This is a genomic window from Desulfovibrio sp., assembly GCF_041907885.1.
Lineage (GTDB): Bacteria > Desulfobacterota > Desulfovibrionia > Desulfovibrionales > Desulfovibrionaceae > Desulfovibrio.
In genome coordinates, this window is sequence record NZ_JAYRGM010000015.1 from 1 (window position 1) to 17446 (window position 17446).

Sequence of the window (17446 nt, forward strand, 5' to 3'; positions counted from 1 at the left end):
GAAAGGCAGGGTAGGCCTAACTGCACAGGCCAATTAATCTTGGGCCAAACTACACAGGTCAATATATCTTGGCAGATTTATTGGTGCAGGAGTGTGGCGAATGTCGCAGAGAGAAGTGGGCGACGCCACGACCCGGTTTTGATCACTTCCGCTGGGTGACACGGTAATCTGCCATCATAAATGAGGACGTTGGCGCTCAACTTTCTTGGCGCGGCGAAAGGCAAGGGCGCGTTTAGGGCAAAAATCTCCGGGTAAAGTCCTAAAACCGCCAATGGAAGGCCAAATAATTTAATGTCCTGAATTTCTGACAATCATGGTGTGCGAGGGATGTGCAAAAATCTCCGGGTAAAGTCCTAAAACCGCCAATGGAAGACCAACTTCTTGAGTGCACTGAATTTCTGGCAAGCAAGGTGCGCGAGGGAAGGGGGAAAAGCGCGGCACAAAGTGGGTGGACGATCCCATCGTATTAGGCTGAAACGGAGTCTGTCCAACGCGGCAGCGGGCTATGGCATTTACGCGTCGCGGAGGGAGATCACCTGAGCGAGCGGAGCGAGTGAGGGAAGCTCCCGCAGCGCAAGACGCGTGCCCTCGCCACCTGAAGGAAGTTGAAAACCTTCTTGGGGGTGCTTCGGGGGGGATGCAAGGGGGGCCGCGAAGGGGGCGCAGCCCCATACACGCCTGCTTTTCGTCAAAGGTGTTCAGGTATCGAAAAATTTGCTCTGGATCGTGCATTATTTTTTGTTGGGCGCACCGACGATTAAAAATTTCCATGAGATATTTGTTGTTGGGGCTGCTCAATATATATTCTGTACCATACGTGCGCACATATCGCTCCTTCATGCCGGGAAAGTGCCGATCGAGTTGGCTGTAGAAATATTGGCGATTGCCATCGCGCAGTGTCACCCCCATTCCAAAGCAGATGATGCCGCGCACTTGAGCTTCTGTGCAATAATCCAGAATTCCTGAGATATTTTCTTCGGTATCATTTATAAAAGGCAGAATGGGGCAGAGCCATACCACCGTGGGAATGCCTGCATCGCGCAGGCGAAGAAGAACATTGAAGCGCTCTGCCGTGGTTGATACGTTGGGCTCCAGCTTTTTGCACAAATTTTCATCGTAGGTTGTCAGGGTTATCTGCACAACGCATTTTGCCCTGGCATGAATTTTTTGCAGCAGATCGATATCTCGCAGAATGCGATTTGACTTGGTTATAACGGTAAATCCGAAGCCATACTCATGTATGAGCAAAAGGGATTTTCTGAGACTTTCGAGCTTCATTTCTGCCGAAATGTACGGATCGGTCATTGAACCCGTGCCAATCATGCATTTTTTTCGTTTGCGTTGCAGAGCGTTTTCTAGGAGTTCAAGGGCGTTTTCCTTGACTTCTATGTCTTCAAAATCATGTTCCATTCCATAGCAAGTGCTGCGCGAATCACAATATATGCATCCATGTGAGCAGCCGCGATAAAGATTCATGCCATTTTTTGCGGATAAGATTCCCTTTACCTTTACATAATGCATTGGGCTTTTCCTGCCTTGATGGTTGCGCTCAATGGACGTTACTGTTGTGCATTCGTGCGCCACTGCGTAAATTTACTAGCTCCGTACATGGGGGCACGACCTTGCCTGCCTGCCAAATGATGGAACCGATGTTGGTCCAGAGAATTATTGCTGCCATCATTTTTGCCGTTATTTGCCATTGCGCAGGCAAAAATTTAGGGTGGATAGAAATATCACCTCAACGCTATGCCATACATTTTCTGAGCGGTTTGCTTGAAGCATCAGCGACACAATAACGGCGGTGGTTATGAATGTTCCCCAAGATAGAAAATTGTCGGTGATTATGCTGCTTGTGTATCTTTTGGCATCGTGTGCTGCGGCCGTTGTGGGTGCGCACTTTACCGCGCTAGCCACCATTACCGAATTTTACGCAGCTTTGGCAAAACCTGTTTGGGCCCCACCTGGATGGCTATTCGCCCCGATGTGGACTCTGCTGTATGTGTTCATGAGCGTTGCTATGTGGCTGGTTTGGAAAAACAGGGCAACGCGCCCTGCACGGACATACAGCCTGGCCCTTGCTGGCTGGTGGGTGCAACTGGGGCTCAACGCCGCCTGGCCCGTGGTGTTTTGGTTGTACCCTGCTGGTTTTGCCCCCTTTTTTGCCTGTGGCGCATTGGCTGTTGTGGTTTGGGCCTGTGTGGCTGTTATGTCCCGCATTTCTGTGATCGGTGGCATGCTCATGGTTCCGTATGCGTGTTGGGTGTGCTTTGCCACTGCCCTGTCGTGGGCGCTGTGGCGTATGAATGCGCCACTCTGAAAAGGCGGGCTGCACGCTAAGTATTTTTGAAATTTCGCCGATAAGCTGATCAGGTGCAGATACATTTACGGATGTGGGGTGCCAGATGGATTTTTTTGATCAGCTTATGGCCTATTCATTTTTGAAAAGTGGCAGTCTGAGCCTTATGCTGGAGGGTATGCCGCAGCCCATGCCCGTTATTCAGCAAAGATCGGGCAAAGAAATGATGGCCGCCGCGCTGACCGGTCGTATTCGAAGTGATTCGACCATGCTGCGCCAGGGGGCAAAAAATGTCACAGAAGCCTCAAATATGGCTGGTATCGTTGCAAATTCGGCCTCGACAATTCTCAGCAACCTGACAGATATGTTGGCACTTGCCCAAGAGGTAAAGGCCGATTCAACCAAGGGCGCGGCAGACAGCGTTAAATTCAAGGCTCTTGCCCAAGAAAACACCGCGATCATATCCAACTCAAAATATAATGGTATTTCCTTGCTGGATAAGTCTGGCTGGACAGGTGACAGCCGGCTTACTGTCAGCAGCGATGGAAATTCTGCATCTCTGAAGATTCAGGCCGGGTACGATAATTCAAAATTTACCCTGAACGATATGTCGTACCTCAATGCTCTTGCCAGCGTAGATTTGAGCAGTCCATCACTGGACCTTGATGCGCTCATCAGCACCCTTTCTACAAATGTGAATACTGCCAACATAATTTATAGTGGCAATGATGCGCTCTCAAAGGCTTACGCGAGTGAATCTGATTTTTTGGTGAAGCAGGCAGACATGCTGGCAAAAGCCGCCAAGGATGCCATGCCGAGTGAGGAAGACCCGCTGTTGCGTGACATTGGAAGTATTGTTTCCACCACTTCCTGAACTTGTCTGGTTGCAGTGCATACGTTAATAAACGATCTGTGTAGATTGGGCTGCTCCTTGCATTTTTTTCAAGTGAAAATGTGCTGAATTGATAGTGTTTGCTGAGGCTATACTGATGCCCGTAGATGTTGCAGGCCTCATTGTAATGGTTGCTTGCGTATGTAGCCGAAATGGATTTTTACGGCGCAGCCTATAGATTTTTGCTGTTGCGTTGAGCGTCACGGCGGGCTTGGAGATACAGGATGTCAGAATGCATTGTAAATGTGACCGTAACATCATTTAACAGGTGTCAGTCTACGCTCAATTGCATAAACGCGCTGAAAAATACAGATTGCGATGGCTGGCATCTGACTGTTGTTGATAATAACAGCGTCGATGGTTCTGTTGAATGTCTTAAGGCGCTTCATGCTGAAGGCGTCATTGATTCGCTGCTGTTGTGCAAGCGGAATATGGGTGTGGCTGTGGCCGCGAATCTTGGCTGGGCTGCCGTGCCAGCGCGGTATTATGTCAAGCTGGACAACGACGTTAAAGTTCTGCGCGCAGACTGGCTGACAACTCTTTTGCAAGCGGCGCAATCTGCTCCTGATATTGGCTGCGTTGGCTATTATATTGAAGATGCGTGGCCGGACGTGCCGGAAGGCGCGGCCAGCTTTGCTGTAGAATACAGCGTGGGATCGTGCATTCTTGTTCCGCAGGCCACCCACGAGGTTTTGGGTTTCTGGAATGAAGACTACGGCCTGTACGGTATCGAAGATTCAGATTTCAGCTCGCGGCTCAAGGCGGCGGGGCTGAAAAATCTGTATATGGCCAACAGCGAGAGGTATATTCGGCATCGGCACGCGCTCTACAGAGAAAATGCCCTGCTTGACGACGAAATTCGCAAGACAAACGGACTTTCCGCCGAGTACAGGGGCATGTTCTATTTCCACAACGCGCTCTATTTTTCTGGCGTTCGGCCCCTGCGCGTTGAACGCAAGTTTTTGCCGCGCTGTCTCCCGGACGGCACGTATGATTTTTATCCCGACCCGGCCTATTTGAAAGCAGAAATGCGCTACGCCGCAGAGCGGAAAGATTTTATCCAGCACTATATAGCCGCAGAGCAGGATTCTGAACAGACCGCTGAAGGCTAGGCTGTTTGCTCCCACGTTGCCCATAAAAATGTAAAAGGCCCGCAAAAGCGGGCCTTTACTGCATATTGGGGCATGCTTAAAACGAAAAAACCTGGGCGTCTTCTGCCAGCTCTATAAGTGTAACGCCGGTGCTGATGCTAAAGCCTGCGGGGAGGTCGTCCTCGCCGATCATGCGGGTGGCAGCGCAGGGCTTGCACACAAGTATTTTGCCTTTTTCCTGCATCACCTTCATGTAGGGCAGCAGTTCATCGCCTGTGGGGCATTTTACCCTTTCGGCCATGCCAAGGTTGGCAAGGTACACAGCATCATCCACAAGAAAAACTGTGGTGTCGTGCCCTTTTTCTGCCGCGATTTTGGCAAACTGAAAACAACGCACTGCGCGAGTGGAATCCTCTGGGCCACGAGAAAGCACAAAAAGAAACTTTTTCATAATAAGCCTCCAGATAGATATAAATTGCCGCACCGTGGGGATACGCCCGGCCAGCAGGAATGACAACAGAGTTGTTCACAAGGTTATGAAGCGTGGAAAGTGCGCCCATGGTGGCAAGCAGCGTTGCCGCAAGGCATTGGCTGTGCCGGGCGGCAGGCAAGGCAGAAGTGCCAAATAAATTTTAACCGTGATTATTGCCTGTTGCCTGTGTAGGCATGCACAATTGCAGGGTTGTGTGTTGCCCTAAAATGCGCAGTGAAGTAGCATGTTATCATACACTAAATCGGGGGTAGAATATGGCCTGCGAAAATATTGCCAAATGTATTTTTTTCAATGACAAGATGGCCAACAAACCCGGCACAGCTACACTTTTGAAAAAAACATACTGCGAAGGCGATTTTAAAAATTGTGCGCGGTATATGGTCTGCAAAAAACTGGGGCGGGAAGCCGTGCCTACCGACATGTTTCCCAACCAGGCTGATCGCGCATCACTGCTTTTAAAGGGCTGAGCAAGCGGGGTTGTTGTGCTTTTTTTACGCAGGGCATTGGGTTGCTGCGTTGTCAGCACGTGTTTTATGCTGCGCGCAACAGGCTGCTGCGCGCCTTCGGCTGTTAAATTTTGCAGAATTAGCACTTATTGTAGCGCGCACTCTTATTGCGCCGCAGATCCGCTGCTAAAGGATTTTATCTGGTCTTCTGCGTGGGGGCTGTTCTGCTCGCGCCGGGGCGCAGCTCCGCTGGTCGGGGTAAGGCGAAAAAGCTGGCCTCTTGAGCCGTTTGCCTTGTACCCCTGAAAAACTCCTCCGACATTTTGTTCGTTATTTTTCAGGTCAAGGGCCAACCCTGTCTCCTGATTGATAAGGCTGTAATACTCCCCCTTGGCCAACACCTTCCACCGTTGATTTTTTCCTCCGTGCCAGGGAAACGTGATGATCGGCACGCCATTGTATTTCTCGCTTCTGTACGAATCAAGAACAAGATACTGTTTTTGTTCTGTTATTTTAAAATAATCGTTGCCCATATGTTCGAAACGCCAGGCTGCCGAGGTGGAGTGCTTTTTCAGCGTGACACGGGGCGGGCTTTCGGCTGTTGAAAAAAATACCACATGGTCGCTGTCTGCCATCTGAATCAGGTACGTGCCGTCGGGGATAACTGCGCAGAATGCCAGCTGTGGCAGCAAAAGGCTGATCTGGGCCAGCAGTATTGCCGCAAGGGCAAGAGCCGCCGGGCTCAACGACATTTTTTTTCGAATATCCATTGCTTCCTCTTCAGGGGCCAAGATAAAATGTGCCGCATTACAAGGTGATAATGCTGCACATTTTATTGTTCATACCAATCACATCGGATTGTTGCAAACTTCAATTCAAGCCTTGCCTGCATAGGCCTGTTTGTTGCCATAACTGTTCACGTGCGGCGCACTATGCCAGAAATATTTATTTGTTTGGCAAATCGATATTTTTTTTAAAAATGCCATAAACTGATAACTTTTTTTGACGAGAAATACATCTATTGAATACCTGAATTTTGGGGTGCAGCATCGGTGGCAATAATCAATTACAGCAGGGGGGTTCTGATGGTAAGAATTTCTACTATGCAGAAAATTTTTGGCCTGTGCTTGATACTTTCACTGTTTACGATGGCGGTGGGCTCGTTTGGGGTTTCCGAACTGAGCGATATTTCCGACGATGTTGATGAATTATACAATGTTCATATGACAGGGCTTGATATAATAAAAGATGTAAATATTTGCGTGCTGAGAATTGTACGTGAAGAGAAAGACCTGATCATAAGCACATCTGAAGCAGAAAACCAGGCACAGCTCAAAGCCTTGCACAAAGAATATTCCGCTCTTGATACCTATATCAAGGAACTTCCAAAGTACTTTATTTCGTCCGAGGGTCAGTTTTTAATTTCACAGCTGTCACCTGTCATCAAGGATTGGCGTGAGGTACATAAAAAAGTTGTAGAGCTGGGCAGCACCACCGACCCTGCCATGAATGCCAAGGCGCAGCAGATTTCATCCACAGAGGGGCGGCTAAAAGTTCGCAAGTTGGCTGAAGCCATCAGAAAAGTGGCAGATACAAAAATGGATTTTGCCCAGCAGGTCAGCCAGCAGAGCCGTGGAGATTACCTGCTTGCCAGAAATGTAACGGTTGTGGGCGTTGTGTTGTCGGTTCTTTTGGGGCTGGGCCTGGGCGGTTATTTGTCACGCAACATGCTTCGCCAACTGGGCGACGAGCCAGCCTCGCTTGCAGCTCTTGCCCTGCGCATAGCCGGGGGTGACCTGGAGGCTCAGTTTAACCCCGCCAGAAAAGAAGCGGGTGTTTTCGGCGCCATGAAGCGCATGGTGGTAACCCTCAAGGGCAAGATCGCCGAAGCCGATCAAAAGAGCCGCGAAGCCAGCGAAGAATCGGAAAAAGCCCAGCAGGCCACGGCAGAGGCGCAAGAAGCCCGCAAGCAGGCCGAGCGAGCCAGGGCCGAGGGTATGTTGCAGGCCGCCAGGCAGCTTGAGGGAGTGGTAGAGATTGTTACATCAGCCTCGGAAGAACTCTCTGCTCAGGTGGAACAGTCGAGCCGTGGAGCAGACGAGCAGTCCGCCCGTGTGCGTGAGACGGCCACAGCCATGGAGCAGATGAACGCCACCGTGCTTGAGGTGGCCAAAAATGCCCAGCAGGCGGCAGATGTATCTGGCAAGGCGCACAAGCAGGCTCTGGAGGGCGCACAGATCGTGAGTAATGCCGTCAAGGGCATAGAAGATGTACACACACAGTCCGTGGCCATCAAGCAGGATATGGACGAGCTGGGCAAGCAGGCTGTTGGAATCGGTCAGGTTATGAACGTGATCGCCGACATTGCCGATCAGACCAATCTGCTTGCCCTCAACGCAGCCATCGAAGCCGCGCGGGCCGGTGATGCCGGGCGTGGATTTGCCGTGGTGGCCGACGAAGTGCGCAAACTGGCAGAAAAGACCATGTCTGCTACCCAGGAGGTAGGGCAGGCCATCAAAGGAATTCAGGAAGGGACCAGAAAAAATATCGCCAACGTGGACAAGGCCGGTGATTCCATAGCGCATGCCAATGAGCTTTCGATCCGGTCGGGCGAGTCCCTCAAGCAGATTCTTGAATATGTGCAGCAGGTCAACGAACAGGTGCAGTCCATAGCAACTGCCAGCGAAGAGCAGTCGGCCGCCAGCGAGGAAATCAACCGCTCTGTGGAACAGGTGGCGACGATTTCTTCAGAAACGGCGCAAGCCATGGAGCAGGCCGCAAAGGCTGTGGCCGATCTGGCCCAGCAGTCGCAAGTGTTGCAAAGCCTTATCGCCGATATGAAAGATCAGGGCTAAACGACTGTTTTTTGTAGTGCCCGGGGCCCTTCATGGGGGCCCCTACAAGGCAGCGGCCATTGGACGGGTAGCCATCGGACGGCAGCCATGTAAGCCCCAGCCCGTGGCACGCCCCGCAAAGGAACTGCTGTCAGGTGCTACATCATTTCGTTAAGGCCTTGCAGATGCGCCTTTGAGCCCGCCACCAGCAACACATCGCCCGCCTGAACCACAGTGTCGGCGCGTGTCTTTTGCAGAATGGGGTTTTCCTGGTTTTTGATGGCAAGTATGATCACATCATGTGATTTGGTAAGGGCTGCTTCTGCCAGGCTTTTGCCCACCAGGGGCGAGGTGTCGGAAACAACAAACTCGTCAAGCAGCACCTCGTCGTTAGCGTTGCTGCGGTGCATAAACGATTCGACCAGCGGCCGCTGAATGGCCTGGGCAATGGATTGCCCGCCAATCATGTGGGGCAGTATGACCCGGTTGGCCCCGGCGGTTTTGAGTTTGCTGATATGGCGGTTGTCGCTGGCGCGAGAAACAATATACAGGTCAGGATTCATGGCACGTGCTGAAAGCACCACATACACGTTGGCAGGGTCATTGGACATGGAGGCGACAAGCGCCTTTGCCCTGCTCAGGCCCACGCGCATCATTACATTGTCTGATGTGGCGTCGCCAAGCACCAGAAAATAGCCGGCGCTTTCAATTTCTTCGGCCTTTTTGTCGTCTGTTTCCACCACCACAACGTCTACGCCGTCTGCGGCAAGCTCGGCAGCTACCACACGGCCCACAAGGCCGTATCCACATAAAACGCAATGCCCTGAAAGTGCCGCGATTGCCTTGTCCACTCTGCGCCTCCGCATCATTTGAAAAACGCGCCCTTCAGATGCCAGCTGCACAAAATAGCCGATGAGAAGGGCAAAATAGACGACACCAGAAATAATCACCCCGGCGGTAAGCAGCTTGCCTGCATGGTCAAGCGGATATACTTCGCCAAATCCTATGGTAGAAAGGGTGATAAGAACCATGTAAAAGCCGTCGAATAACGACCAGCCTTCAATGTACATGTATCCCAGGCTGCCAAGTACAAATATGAAAAGAAGCACAGTCCCATTCAGTAATATGGGCCAAAAAATTCCAAGACGCTGTCTGAGGCGTAGCATGCGTAGATAGAGTCACTTTCTTGCGCTTTGTTTCATCGTGTTGCAGCCTGCTTTTCTTGCGATGCATTGTTTGCCATGCGAAGCGACCTTCGGCGAGGCATGTAGCTAGTTCTGTATGTAGCGTAACCTGTGTTTACGAGTGAACAGGCAATATTTCAACAGAATATGCCGGATGGGAAGTGATTATTTTTGAATATCGGGTATCAATATACTCTTGGCATTGCGTGCAGGTGGGGCGCAGTAAAATTTGTTGCGTGCGCATCAATAATCTTCTGGCATTGCTGTAATTTAGCTATATGATTAAAATATAGTTTTTAATATTGATATTTATTTAAAAATAAATTTATTGTGGCAGATTGATGTTAAAAAAATTAACATGTCTGGCAATGATGCTTTGTAACACGCGGAATTACAGACACTTGAATTTTTAAGTTGTGATATGAAAAGGGATTCATTGGGCCTGATAGCTGTTGTTGCGAGAAGCGCGAGTGTCAATGACAATCCTTATCTGCATGGGTTCAAGGTTGTCAAAAAAAGTTATGACATAAATTTTTTTGCATACAAGTGGCAATTGATTGGTATGACACTATGCAATGGTTGTGGTTTGAACCGATTTATATTAATTTAAAATAATTATTTTAATAAAAAAATTAAATTAAATTGTATCTAATCTTTGAAACTAGTTGGTGAACCAGTCATTTTTGGCCTTTTTTGGTTAATCAATATTGTATGTTAAAACAATAATGTAATTTAATAATATATATTCTTATTTTTTATTGTCTTCGAATGTTAAAAGATAATAATTTTTTTCTATCTTGCCATTCATTTAAAGGCTATTTTTAATTTTACAGTTATGTGGGGTAGGATTTGCTTCTTGTAATCTATAGATATCTCGAAATATGAATAGGGTATTTTTTAGCCACTGCGTATATTGTTCTCTATACGTTGCAAGCTTGCCTATTTAATTAAGATAGCCCTTCTCGTTAATTGGGTTGACACAAATTGCATTATCGAAATAGTGTTTGTGCTGAAACCTTGTAGTTCAAAAGCTTTTTAACTTAATATATCGCGGAGACAAGATGGACGATTTTTTAAAGGGTGCTTTAGAAATATCTAAAGCGCAGGCAGGCGTGAGGGTTATGAGCGCTGAAGAAATCACAGCATATGTTCAAAAGGTAGCCGTCAGCATTCGCGCTGTGGCTATGGGCGAAGCAGCATGCGAGCCTGATTTTGACGGTGTTGTGCTTGAAGCCAGAAAGTCAATCAAGGAAAAAAGCGTTACCTGCCTTGAGTGCGGTAAGAGCTTTAAAATTTTGACTAAACGTCATCTGGCAACGCACGGCCTCACCACCGAGGAATATCTTGAAAAGTGGGGCTTCAAAAAGGGCGCGCCGCTGGCCTGCAAGGCCCTGCAACGTGAGCGCCGCAAAAAGATGAACGACATGAAACTGTGGGAACGCAGGATGAGCGCAAAGAAGTAGGCATTGGCAGATGCCTGAGTATCCTTATTGTATATCCGAATGTTCACATGCTGGTGGCAAGACTGCCTGAAACCGGGCCGTTTGGCTGGTACGACCGGGAGCATGCCTGTACGGGCGGGCCTTTTGCAATTTTTTGCCTTTTCGCACAAAGTTGCAGCTGAATCCGCACGCGACATCAGGCAGCCCTAAAGGACAAGTATTTATGAGCATTTCGGAAGCACCGCGCCGCGCTGTCTTTCTTGACAGGGACGGCACGCTGAACAGGGACACCGGCTACGTACACCGCAAACAAGACTGGCAATGGCTGCCGGGCGTTGTTGAAACGCTCAAGCGCTTCCATGCCGTGGGGTATCTGCTTGTGGTGGTGAGCAATCAGTCTGGTCTTGCCAGGGGTATGTTTGGCGAGCAAGACCTGCGTGCGCTGGAAGCCTGGATACGAGAGGATCTTGCTGCTCAAAACGCCGTGATAGATGCCTGGTATTATTGCCCGCATCTGCCAGAGATCACGGGGCCATGTGATTGCCGCAAGCCGGAACCCGGGCTGATTCTGCGTGCTGCGGCAGAGATGAATATCGACCTTGCCCGCTCATGGATGATAGGCGACCGCGTGCGCGATGTGCAGGCGGGCCTGGCGGCCGGGTGCAGCTGTGTGCTGTTGCGGCCCCCAGTTGGGGCCTACGAGAGTGACGTGCCTGTGCCAGAGGGCGTTACGGTCGTGCCGCATCTGCCCGCAGCGGGGGTACACATACTCGCGCCAGAGATGCGCGCGCACAGGCTTACAAAACTGCCAGGCGGCAGTTGCGGCGGGGCATGCCCCGGCAGAACCGCGCTGTAAGTCAAACAGCATATAAACTTTTGGGCTGCCCGTGCGGCCCTACACACAGCAGAACCACAAAGGCCCATGCCTGTCCAACCGCTGATATGCTGGTTGGGCTTGCATGGGCCTTTATATTTTGACGGGGGGCAGGCCCCCTCGCAGCTAGGTGTACTGCGGTTCGTTTTCCTTGATAATCTGAAAGGCCTTCATGGCCTTGATGGTTCCCGGCAGCCCCTGATACTTGGTAACGCCTGCTACAGTGCAGTTGAGCATGTCCTCATGGTCAGTATCAAGCACCAGAATGTCACCCACCTGCATGCGCAGCAGCTGGTTGCCTGTAATGGTGGTGCGGCCAAAGTGTACCTTCATTTCCACGGGGGTTTCGAGCAGGCGTTCTTTCAGGCGGGCCACCCAGGCGTGGTCAACTTCAAGGCGCTCGGTCTGAAAGCTGGCGTGCAGCTTTGAGCGGATAGGTTCAATGGTGGCGTAGGGCAGACAGATGATCATGGAGCCAAGAGCCGTATCCAGCTCTACCTCAAAGGTGATGACCACCACCACGTCGCTGGGCGGCACAATGGCCGCAAACTGCGGGTTGATTTCGCTGCGCACCAGTTCAAGCTTTACATCGTGTACGGGCCGCCAGGATTCTTCCATGTTTTCCAGGGCGATCTTGACAATCTTGTCCACAACGGCCTGTTCGATGCGTGTAAATTCGCGTCCTTCTACCTTGGGCTGCGAACCCGCGCCGCCAAATACGTTTTCGACCAGCGCAAAAACCAGGCGCGAATCAACAACCATAATGGCATTGCCGCGCAGGGGGTCCATCTTGAAAATGTTGATGGATGTGGGAACCGGCAGCGAGCGCATAAACTCGCCAAATTTTGTCATGTCAATGGAGATGGGGTTCAGCTCCACGCGTTTGCGCACAGAGTTTGACAAGGCATTGGTGCAAAGCCGCGAAAAACGGTCATTGACAATTTCAAGCACGGGCATACGCCCGCGAATGATGCGATCCTGGTTGGCAAGGTCAAAGGAGACAATGCCGGATTCATCTTCCTGCGTTTCCGTTTCGTTTTCGATTTCCCCGCCGGAAAGCCCGCGCAGCAGGGCATCAACTTCGTCTTGCGCCAGAACTTTATTCATGCCAGCCTCTGAACAGTCGTGAAAAAGTGTGTTGCGGTGTAAATTTTCCGCGCACGACCATGCAGTTGAAATATGCAAGATAAAGGCCAGTTTGACAAGCAGATGATGGCCTTTTGCCCCGGCTGGCGGCAACGGGGCATCCCCTGGCAATATGTGGGCAGCTTGCCTTTAACAAGGGCTTGAGGCAGGCTATTTACATGAACGTGCGTCTTTTTTCGGCCAGCGGCCATACCACTGAAACCCCGGCACAGGGCTCATTGCACACGCGGGGGCTGACTGTTTCTGCCCGTGCGGGGCAAAGCCTCTCGCACGCCATCTGGCTTTCCGGTCTGGTGCGGCCCTTGCCTCTGTGCGGAGGGCTTGGGCGCTGCGGGCGTTGCCGCGTGCGCTTTGTGCGCAATGCCCCGCCAGCACTGCCAGCGGAAGAAGCAGTTTTTAGCCAGCAGCAGCTGGCAGAGGGCTGGCGGCTGGCCTGTCGCCGTCAAGTACCCGACGCTGGGGCCGCTGCGGGTGGTGATACAGTGCTTGAGCTGGAATTGCCGCCAGAAAGCCTTGTGCCGCTGGCGGGCAACCCGCAAGCGGGCAGAGTGGCCGAGTCGCCGCCGGGGGCAAGAATACTTGTACCAGCAGAGGCTCTCACGCCGGGGGCCGGGGGCGCAGATATGCGGCCGCTGGTGCTGGCCGTTGATCTGGGCACAACCTCGCTCTGCTGGCGGGCGCTTGATGCACAGGGCAGCCCTGTTGCCGAAGGCCGCAGCCTCAACCCGCAGGCCGGGGCCGGGGCCGATGTGATGTCGCGCCTTGCCGTGGCCAGCACGCCACAGGGCCGCGAACTGCTGGCCCTGCTTGCGCGCCACGAGCTGCAAGGCATCATAGCATTTCTGCTGCATGTTGGCCTTGGGCGCGTTGACAGCATGTGCCTTGCAGCCAACACGGCCATGACCGATATTTTTCTCAACCGCGATGTGCAGGGCTTGTGTGCGGCCCCCTACAGGCTCACCCACAGCGGGGACGAAACCGCTGCCGTGCCGGATTTGCCGCCGGTCTACATTCCACCCCTGCCAGCTCCCTTTGTGGGCGGCGATGTGAGCGCCGGGCTGGCGGCCCTGCTGGATGCGGATATTCCCCGCCCCTTTGTGCTGGCCGACCTTGGCACAAACGGCGAGCTGGCCCTGGTTACAGAGGCGGGCGAACTGTGGCTGACCAGCGTGCCTCTGGGCCCCGCACTTGAAGGCATTGGGCCGGAATGCGGGCAGCTTGCCGGGCCCGGTGTGGTGACGGGTTTTTCACTTACCCCCCTGGGGCTGGCGGCGCGGTTTTATGAAAGTGCTGACAGCCGTGGCACGGCCCAGGTGGCTGCTCAAACTCGCGGGCATGACTTTGCGCACCCTGGCGGGGGCGCAGCCTGCCCTTGTGCCGCTTGCCAGCAGGCCGAAAGTGCCGTAGGGCATGGGCGGCCCCATGAACTGGCGGGCGCGGCGCGGGGCATAAGTGCCACTGGATATATTTCGCTGCTGGCCCTCTTGCTGCGCGCGGGCGTGCTGCGCGACGACGGTCAGTTTGTGGCGGTTCCGGCCATGCCTCTGGCCAGAAAGCTGGCCGCCGGTCTGGAACTGCCCGACCCCGGCGGTCTGAGTGGCAGCCAGCAGTGCGGCGCGTCTGGCGCCCGGTTGCGCCTGCCAAACGGTTTGTGGCTGGCCGCCGCAGATGTGGAAGAACTGTTGAAGGTCAAGGCGGCCTTTGCCCTTGCCCTTCATACGCTGCTGCGGGCCGCAGGCCTGCCGCTGGCAGGGCTGGCAACCCTGTGCCTGGCCGGAACGCTGGGCGAATACGTTAACCCCGACGACCTCGAAACCGTGGGTTTTGTGCCTTCTGTCCTGAGCCGCCGCATACGCGCCGTGGGCAATACGTCGCTGGACGGAGCAGCACTGCTGGCCCTTGATGCTAGCAAGGCCGCATCCCTGTCCCGCATGTGCCGCGATGCCGTGGTCATTTCTCTTGTTGATCAACCAAATTTTCACACCGAATATCTGCGCCATATGCGCTTTGGAGTTTAAATGTCTGCCAATGATGATTTTTCCCGTAATGCCGGTGGGCGTGGCCGCCGCACAGGCGAGGGTGCGGGCCAGCCGCGCCGCAAATTTGATGACCGGCCAGCGCGTCAGGACGACGCCGGTGGCCGCTGCAACGACAGGCCCGGTGACAGGCCCGGCAGAGGGTTTGCTGGCCGCAACGATGACCGCCGGGATAACCGCCGCCCTTCACGTCCGAATGACCGTCCCGGTGACCGTCGTGACGACCGCCGCCCAGCTCGCCGCGATGACCGCCCGAACGACCGCCCCGGTGACCGCCGTGACGACCGTTCTGGCGACCGCCGTTCGCCCAATGTGCCCAAAGACCGCTATGGCAGGCCCGCACTGCGGCCAGAAAAGCGCGATGGCGACAGGGCGTTTGCACCAGCGGGCCAGCGCAATGCCGACCGCCGCGATGACCGCCGCGATGACCGCCGCGACGAGCGCCCGCGCCACACCCCCCGTCCGTTCGAACTGGGGGCCTGGCCCGCTGCCAGGGCGCTTTTTCCGCCGCTTTCGGCAGAGGCCATGCGCGTTCTGGACATGCTGCCCGAAGCACTGGCAAAGGTGTGGCCGCTCAACAGCGCGCACCGGCGCACCCTGCCCGACGACATAGCCCAGCTTTCGCGCCTGCTGACCACAGAACGCGCAGGTCTTGACCGCCCGTACTGGAGTTCCCCTGCGTCCATCAGTGCGTACCTGTATTATTTCCTGCCCTGGAACCTCGTGCGCCTCACGCGGGTTCTTTCCAGCCTGCCCCTGCCCGACCCGCGCAGTGTTGCACCCCAGGGGGGCGAGGCCCTGCTGGTGGATGTGGGTTCCGGCCCTCTGACCCTGCCGCTGGCTCTCTGGCTGGCAAAGCCTGAATGGCGCTCTGCGCCTCTACGGGTGCTGGCGCTGGATACCTCGTCACAGCCGCTGGAGCTTGGCAAAACGCTGATGGAAGTTCTGGGCGAGCTCACTGGTCAGCCTGTATGGCCCGTGCGGGTGGCCCGTGCGCCTCTGGATCAGGTGGTGCGGCAGGCAGCCCCCCTGCTTTCTGGCGGCAAGGCTCGCCCCTGGCTGATCAGCGCGGCCAACGTGCTCAACGAATTGCGCTTTGGCAAAAAGCGTTCACGCGGGGCCAGCGCCATTGAGGAAGAAGACGAATTTGATTCGCTGGATAACGAGGGTGTGGATTTTGACGGCAACCCCACTGCGGAAGGCGCAGATGCGGATAAGCCCGAAGGCTGCCGCGAAGACCGGCTGGACAGTTTTCTCGAATCCCTCTCGCCCCTTTTTGACCATGTGGGAGCCGCAGGAGCAGATGCAGCCGTGGGGCCCGCACTTCTGTTTGTGGAACCTGGTACGCGCCTTGGCGGTTCCACCATCATGCGTTTGCGCCAGCTGGCGGTGGATGGCGGGCTGACCGCGCTTTCGCCCTGCACGCACCAGCTTGATTGCCCGCTGTTGCGCGGCCAGGGGGGGCGTACATGGTGTCACTTTACCTTTGTCAGCGAAGGAGCGCCCTTGTGGCTTGAAGACCTTTCGCTGGCAGCGGGCCTCGGCAAAAGCAGCCTGAGCCTGTCACCCCTGCTGCTCGCGGCCCTGCCCGATGCTGCCCCCGAATCGGGCAACGTACTGGCGACCCGGGTGCTTTCCGCGCCCTTTGTGGTTCCCGGCTTGTCGGGTAGGGCGCGCTACGGCTGCTCCTGCAAGGGTATGCTGCTGCTGGAAAATGCCGAGGCCCTTGCCTCTGGCGATGCCCTGTCAGTGACCGTTGCCGCAGGCACGCCGCGTGACCGCAAAAGCGGAGCCCTGCTGGTAAGTCCTCCGGCACGTCCCGGTGCCGACTCTGTTCTGACCCGCCGCCCAGACAGGCAGTATGGGCAGGACGGCCAGAACGGGCAGGATGGCCGTGACCGGCGCGATGACCGCGATTTTCGTGATGGCCGTGGCCGCGACAGCCGCGACAATCGTGGCGGGCGCGATAACCGTGAAGGGCGCGACAATCGTGACAACCGCGACAATCGCGACAATCGTGACAGCAGGGGCCAAAGGCCCGCTCACCACCGCAGGGACGATGACAGGCCCGCAGGCCGGGGGCAGTCTGACCGTCCGGCCCGTGCGCCCCACGGTGAGCGCCCGCAGCGCGATGACCGTAACGGACAGGGCGGGCGGCCTCCGCGTCCCCAGGGCAACGACAGGCCCCGTCGCGATGACCGTCAGGATCGCCAAGACCGCCAAGACCGCCAAGGCCGTCAGGATCGTCAGGACCGCCAAGGCCGCCAGGACAGGCAGGACAGAAACAGCCGTGGCGGCCAGGGGCGTGACTCTGGCCGTGGGCGGGATGGCGGGCAGAGCCGCGATTCTGGCCGTGGGCCAGGCCGTGACAGAAACGGCGGTCGTGAGGGTGGGCAGAGCAGACGTTCTGGCCCGCGCGGCGGCAAGCCCTAACCGGCCTTGCCTGAATGACCGTGCCGCGTGTGCGCTGCGGCTTTAGTACGCAATATGGGGGCGGGCTTTTGCCCGCCCCTTGCCATTGGCGCGGTTGTTTCGCCTCTGCCCACAAAAACGCCTGGCGGATTGCCTGTATCGTGCCGCGCCTTGCCGTTGGCTGCTCTGGCTGCTGCTCCTTTTGAGTGCCCCGCACTGTATTCTGCTTCTCAGTTCGTATCTGTCGAACAAAAAATTGTTCAAAGGGCAGACCCCCAAGGCCGCGCCACTGGCCCAAAT

13 protein-coding genes are annotated in these 17446 nt (G+C 54.6%); 8 read left to right on the forward strand and 5 right to left on the reverse strand.

Features of this window, described 5'->3' with window-relative positions; all coding sequences use genetic code 11:
• Nucleotides 1-288 precede the first annotated feature (288 nt).
• Complete coding sequence (locus ACE3NW_RS08720) at nt 289-1521, reverse strand: radical SAM protein (protein WP_374282457.1); 1233 nt, start codon at nt 1519-1521, stop codon at nt 289-291.
• Between the two features lie 322 nt (nt 1522-1843).
• Here ACE3NW_RS08720 and ACE3NW_RS08725 point away from each other — a divergent pair, with 322 nt between their 5' ends.
• The 3 genes from ACE3NW_RS08725 (at nt 1844) to ACE3NW_RS08735 (ending at nt 4300) form a co-directional block, all read left to right on the forward strand.
• Nucleotides 1844-2317 (forward strand): TspO/MBR family protein, encoded by a 474-nt coding sequence (locus ACE3NW_RS08725; RefSeq protein ID WP_374282566.1) that lies wholly within the window; start codon nt 1844-1846, stop codon nt 2315-2317.
• 85 nt (nt 2318-2402) lie between these two features.
• Nucleotides 2403-3170 (forward strand): hypothetical protein, encoded by a 768-nt coding sequence (locus ACE3NW_RS08730; protein WP_374282459.1) that lies wholly within the window; start codon nt 2403-2405, stop codon nt 3168-3170.
• 242 nt (nt 3171-3412) lie between these two features.
• A complete protein-coding gene (locus ACE3NW_RS08735; RefSeq protein WP_374282461.1) occupies nt 3413-4300 on the forward strand; it encodes a glycosyltransferase in 888 nt (295 codons plus the stop codon).
• 76 nt (nt 4301-4376) lie between these two features.
• On the opposite strand, the gene ACE3NW_RS08740 is transcribed toward ACE3NW_RS08735, so the two are convergent.
• Together ACE3NW_RS08740 and ACE3NW_RS08745 are read right to left on the reverse strand one after the other, a co-directional pair.
• Nucleotides 4377-4730, reverse strand: coding sequence for a DsrE family protein (locus tag ACE3NW_RS08740; RefSeq protein WP_374282463.1), 354 nt, complete (start codon nt 4728-4730; stop codon nt 4377-4379).
• 652 nt (nt 4731-5382) lie between these two features.
• Entirely contained in the window at nt 5383-5988 is a 606-nt protein-coding gene (locus tag ACE3NW_RS08745) for an RICIN domain-containing protein (RefSeq protein WP_374282465.1), read from the reverse strand.
• Nucleotides 5989-6321: 333 nt separating this feature from the next.
• Between ACE3NW_RS08745 and ACE3NW_RS08750 the strand changes: the two genes are divergently transcribed.
• Nucleotides 6322-8073, forward strand: a complete 1752-nt coding sequence (locus ACE3NW_RS08750; protein ID WP_374282467.1) for a methyl-accepting chemotaxis protein — start codon at nt 6322-6324, stop codon at nt 8071-8073.
• A gap of 137 nt (nt 8074-8210) precedes the next feature.
• Here ACE3NW_RS08750 and ACE3NW_RS08755 read toward each other — a convergent pair whose 3' ends face one another.
• Nucleotides 8211-9161 (reverse strand): TrkA family potassium uptake protein, encoded by a 951-nt coding sequence (locus tag ACE3NW_RS08755; protein ID WP_374282469.1) that lies wholly within the window; start codon nt 9159-9161, stop codon nt 8211-8213.
• 1136 nt (nt 9162-10297) lie between these two features.
• Between ACE3NW_RS08755 and ACE3NW_RS08760 the strand changes: the two genes are divergently transcribed.
• Both ACE3NW_RS08760 and gmhB read left to right on the forward strand, forming a co-directional pair.
• Nucleotides 10298-10699 carry a MucR family transcriptional regulator gene (locus ACE3NW_RS08760; protein WP_374282471.1) on the forward strand — a complete coding sequence of 134 codons (402 nt, stop codon included), beginning with the start codon at nt 10298-10300 and terminating at the stop codon, nt 10697-10699.
• Nucleotides 10700-10901: 202 nt separating this feature from the next.
• Complete coding sequence (gene gmhB / locus ACE3NW_RS08765) at nt 10902-11534, forward strand: D-glycero-beta-D-manno-heptose 1,7-bisphosphate 7-phosphatase (protein ID WP_374282473.1); 633 nt, start codon at nt 10902-10904, stop codon at nt 11532-11534.
• Between the two features lie 144 nt (nt 11535-11678).
• Here the strand turns inward: gmhB and fliM are convergent, their stop codons facing one another.
• Nucleotides 11679-12659: a flagellar motor switch protein FliM gene (gene fliM / locus ACE3NW_RS08770; RefSeq protein WP_291330703.1), complete on the reverse strand. Its 981-nt coding sequence runs from the start codon at nt 12657-12659 to the stop codon at nt 11679-11681.
• A gap of 197 nt (nt 12660-12856) precedes the next feature.
• Here fliM and ACE3NW_RS08775 point away from each other — a divergent pair, with 197 nt between their 5' ends.
• Both ACE3NW_RS08775 and ACE3NW_RS08780 read left to right on the forward strand, forming a co-directional pair.
• The gene (locus tag ACE3NW_RS08775) at nt 12857-14716 is read left to right on the forward strand and encodes an ASKHA domain-containing protein (RefSeq protein ID WP_374282475.1); all 1860 of its coding nucleotides are present in this window, start codon (nt 12857-12859) and stop codon (nt 14714-14716) included.
• A complete protein-coding gene (locus ACE3NW_RS08780) occupies nt 14717-17167 on the forward strand; it encodes a small ribosomal subunit Rsm22 family protein (RefSeq protein WP_374282477.1) in 2451 nt (816 codons plus the stop codon).
• The last annotated feature ends 279 nt before the right edge of the window (nt 17168-17446 follow it).

What these genes read in the sequence shown, in the direction of transcription:
- ACE3NW_RS08720 (WP_374282457.1), bottom strand. Translation starts at nt 1,521, where the DNA reads ATGCATTATGTAAAGGTAAAGGGAATCTTATCCGCAAAAAATGGCATG.
- ACE3NW_RS08725 (WP_374282566.1), top strand. Translation starts at nt 1,844, where the DNA reads ATGCTGCTTGTGTATCTTTTGGCATCGTGTGCTGCGGCCGTTGTGGGT.
- ACE3NW_RS08730 (WP_374282459.1), top strand. Translation starts at nt 2,403, where the DNA reads ATGGATTTTTTTGATCAGCTTATGGCCTATTCATTTTTGAAAAGTGGC.
- ACE3NW_RS08735 (WP_374282461.1), top strand. Translation starts at nt 3,413, where the DNA reads ATGTCAGAATGCATTGTAAATGTGACCGTAACATCATTTAACAGGTGT.
- ACE3NW_RS08740 (WP_374282463.1), bottom strand. Translation starts at nt 4,730, where the DNA reads ATGAAAAAGTTTCTTTTTGTGCTTTCTCGTGGCCCAGAGGATTCCACT.
- ACE3NW_RS08745 (WP_374282465.1), bottom strand. Translation starts at nt 5,988, where the DNA reads ATGGATATTCGAAAAAAAATGTCGTTGAGCCCGGCGGCTCTTGCCCTT.
- ACE3NW_RS08750 (WP_374282467.1), top strand. Translation starts at nt 6,322, where the DNA reads ATGCAGAAAATTTTTGGCCTGTGCTTGATACTTTCACTGTTTACGATG.
- ACE3NW_RS08760 (WP_374282471.1), top strand. Translation starts at nt 10,298, where the DNA reads ATGGACGATTTTTTAAAGGGTGCTTTAGAAATATCTAAAGCGCAGGCA.
- gmhB (WP_374282473.1), top strand. Translation starts at nt 10,902, where the DNA reads ATGAGCATTTCGGAAGCACCGCGCCGCGCTGTCTTTCTTGACAGGGAC.
- fliM (WP_291330703.1), bottom strand. Translation starts at nt 12,659, where the DNA reads ATGAATAAAGTTCTGGCGCAAGACGAAGTTGATGCCCTGCTGCGCGGG.
- ACE3NW_RS08775 (WP_374282475.1), top strand. Translation starts at nt 12,857, where the DNA reads ATGAACGTGCGTCTTTTTTCGGCCAGCGGCCATACCACTGAAACCCCG.
- ACE3NW_RS08780 (WP_374282477.1), top strand. Translation starts at nt 14,717, where the DNA reads ATGTCTGCCAATGATGATTTTTCCCGTAATGCCGGTGGGCGTGGCCGC.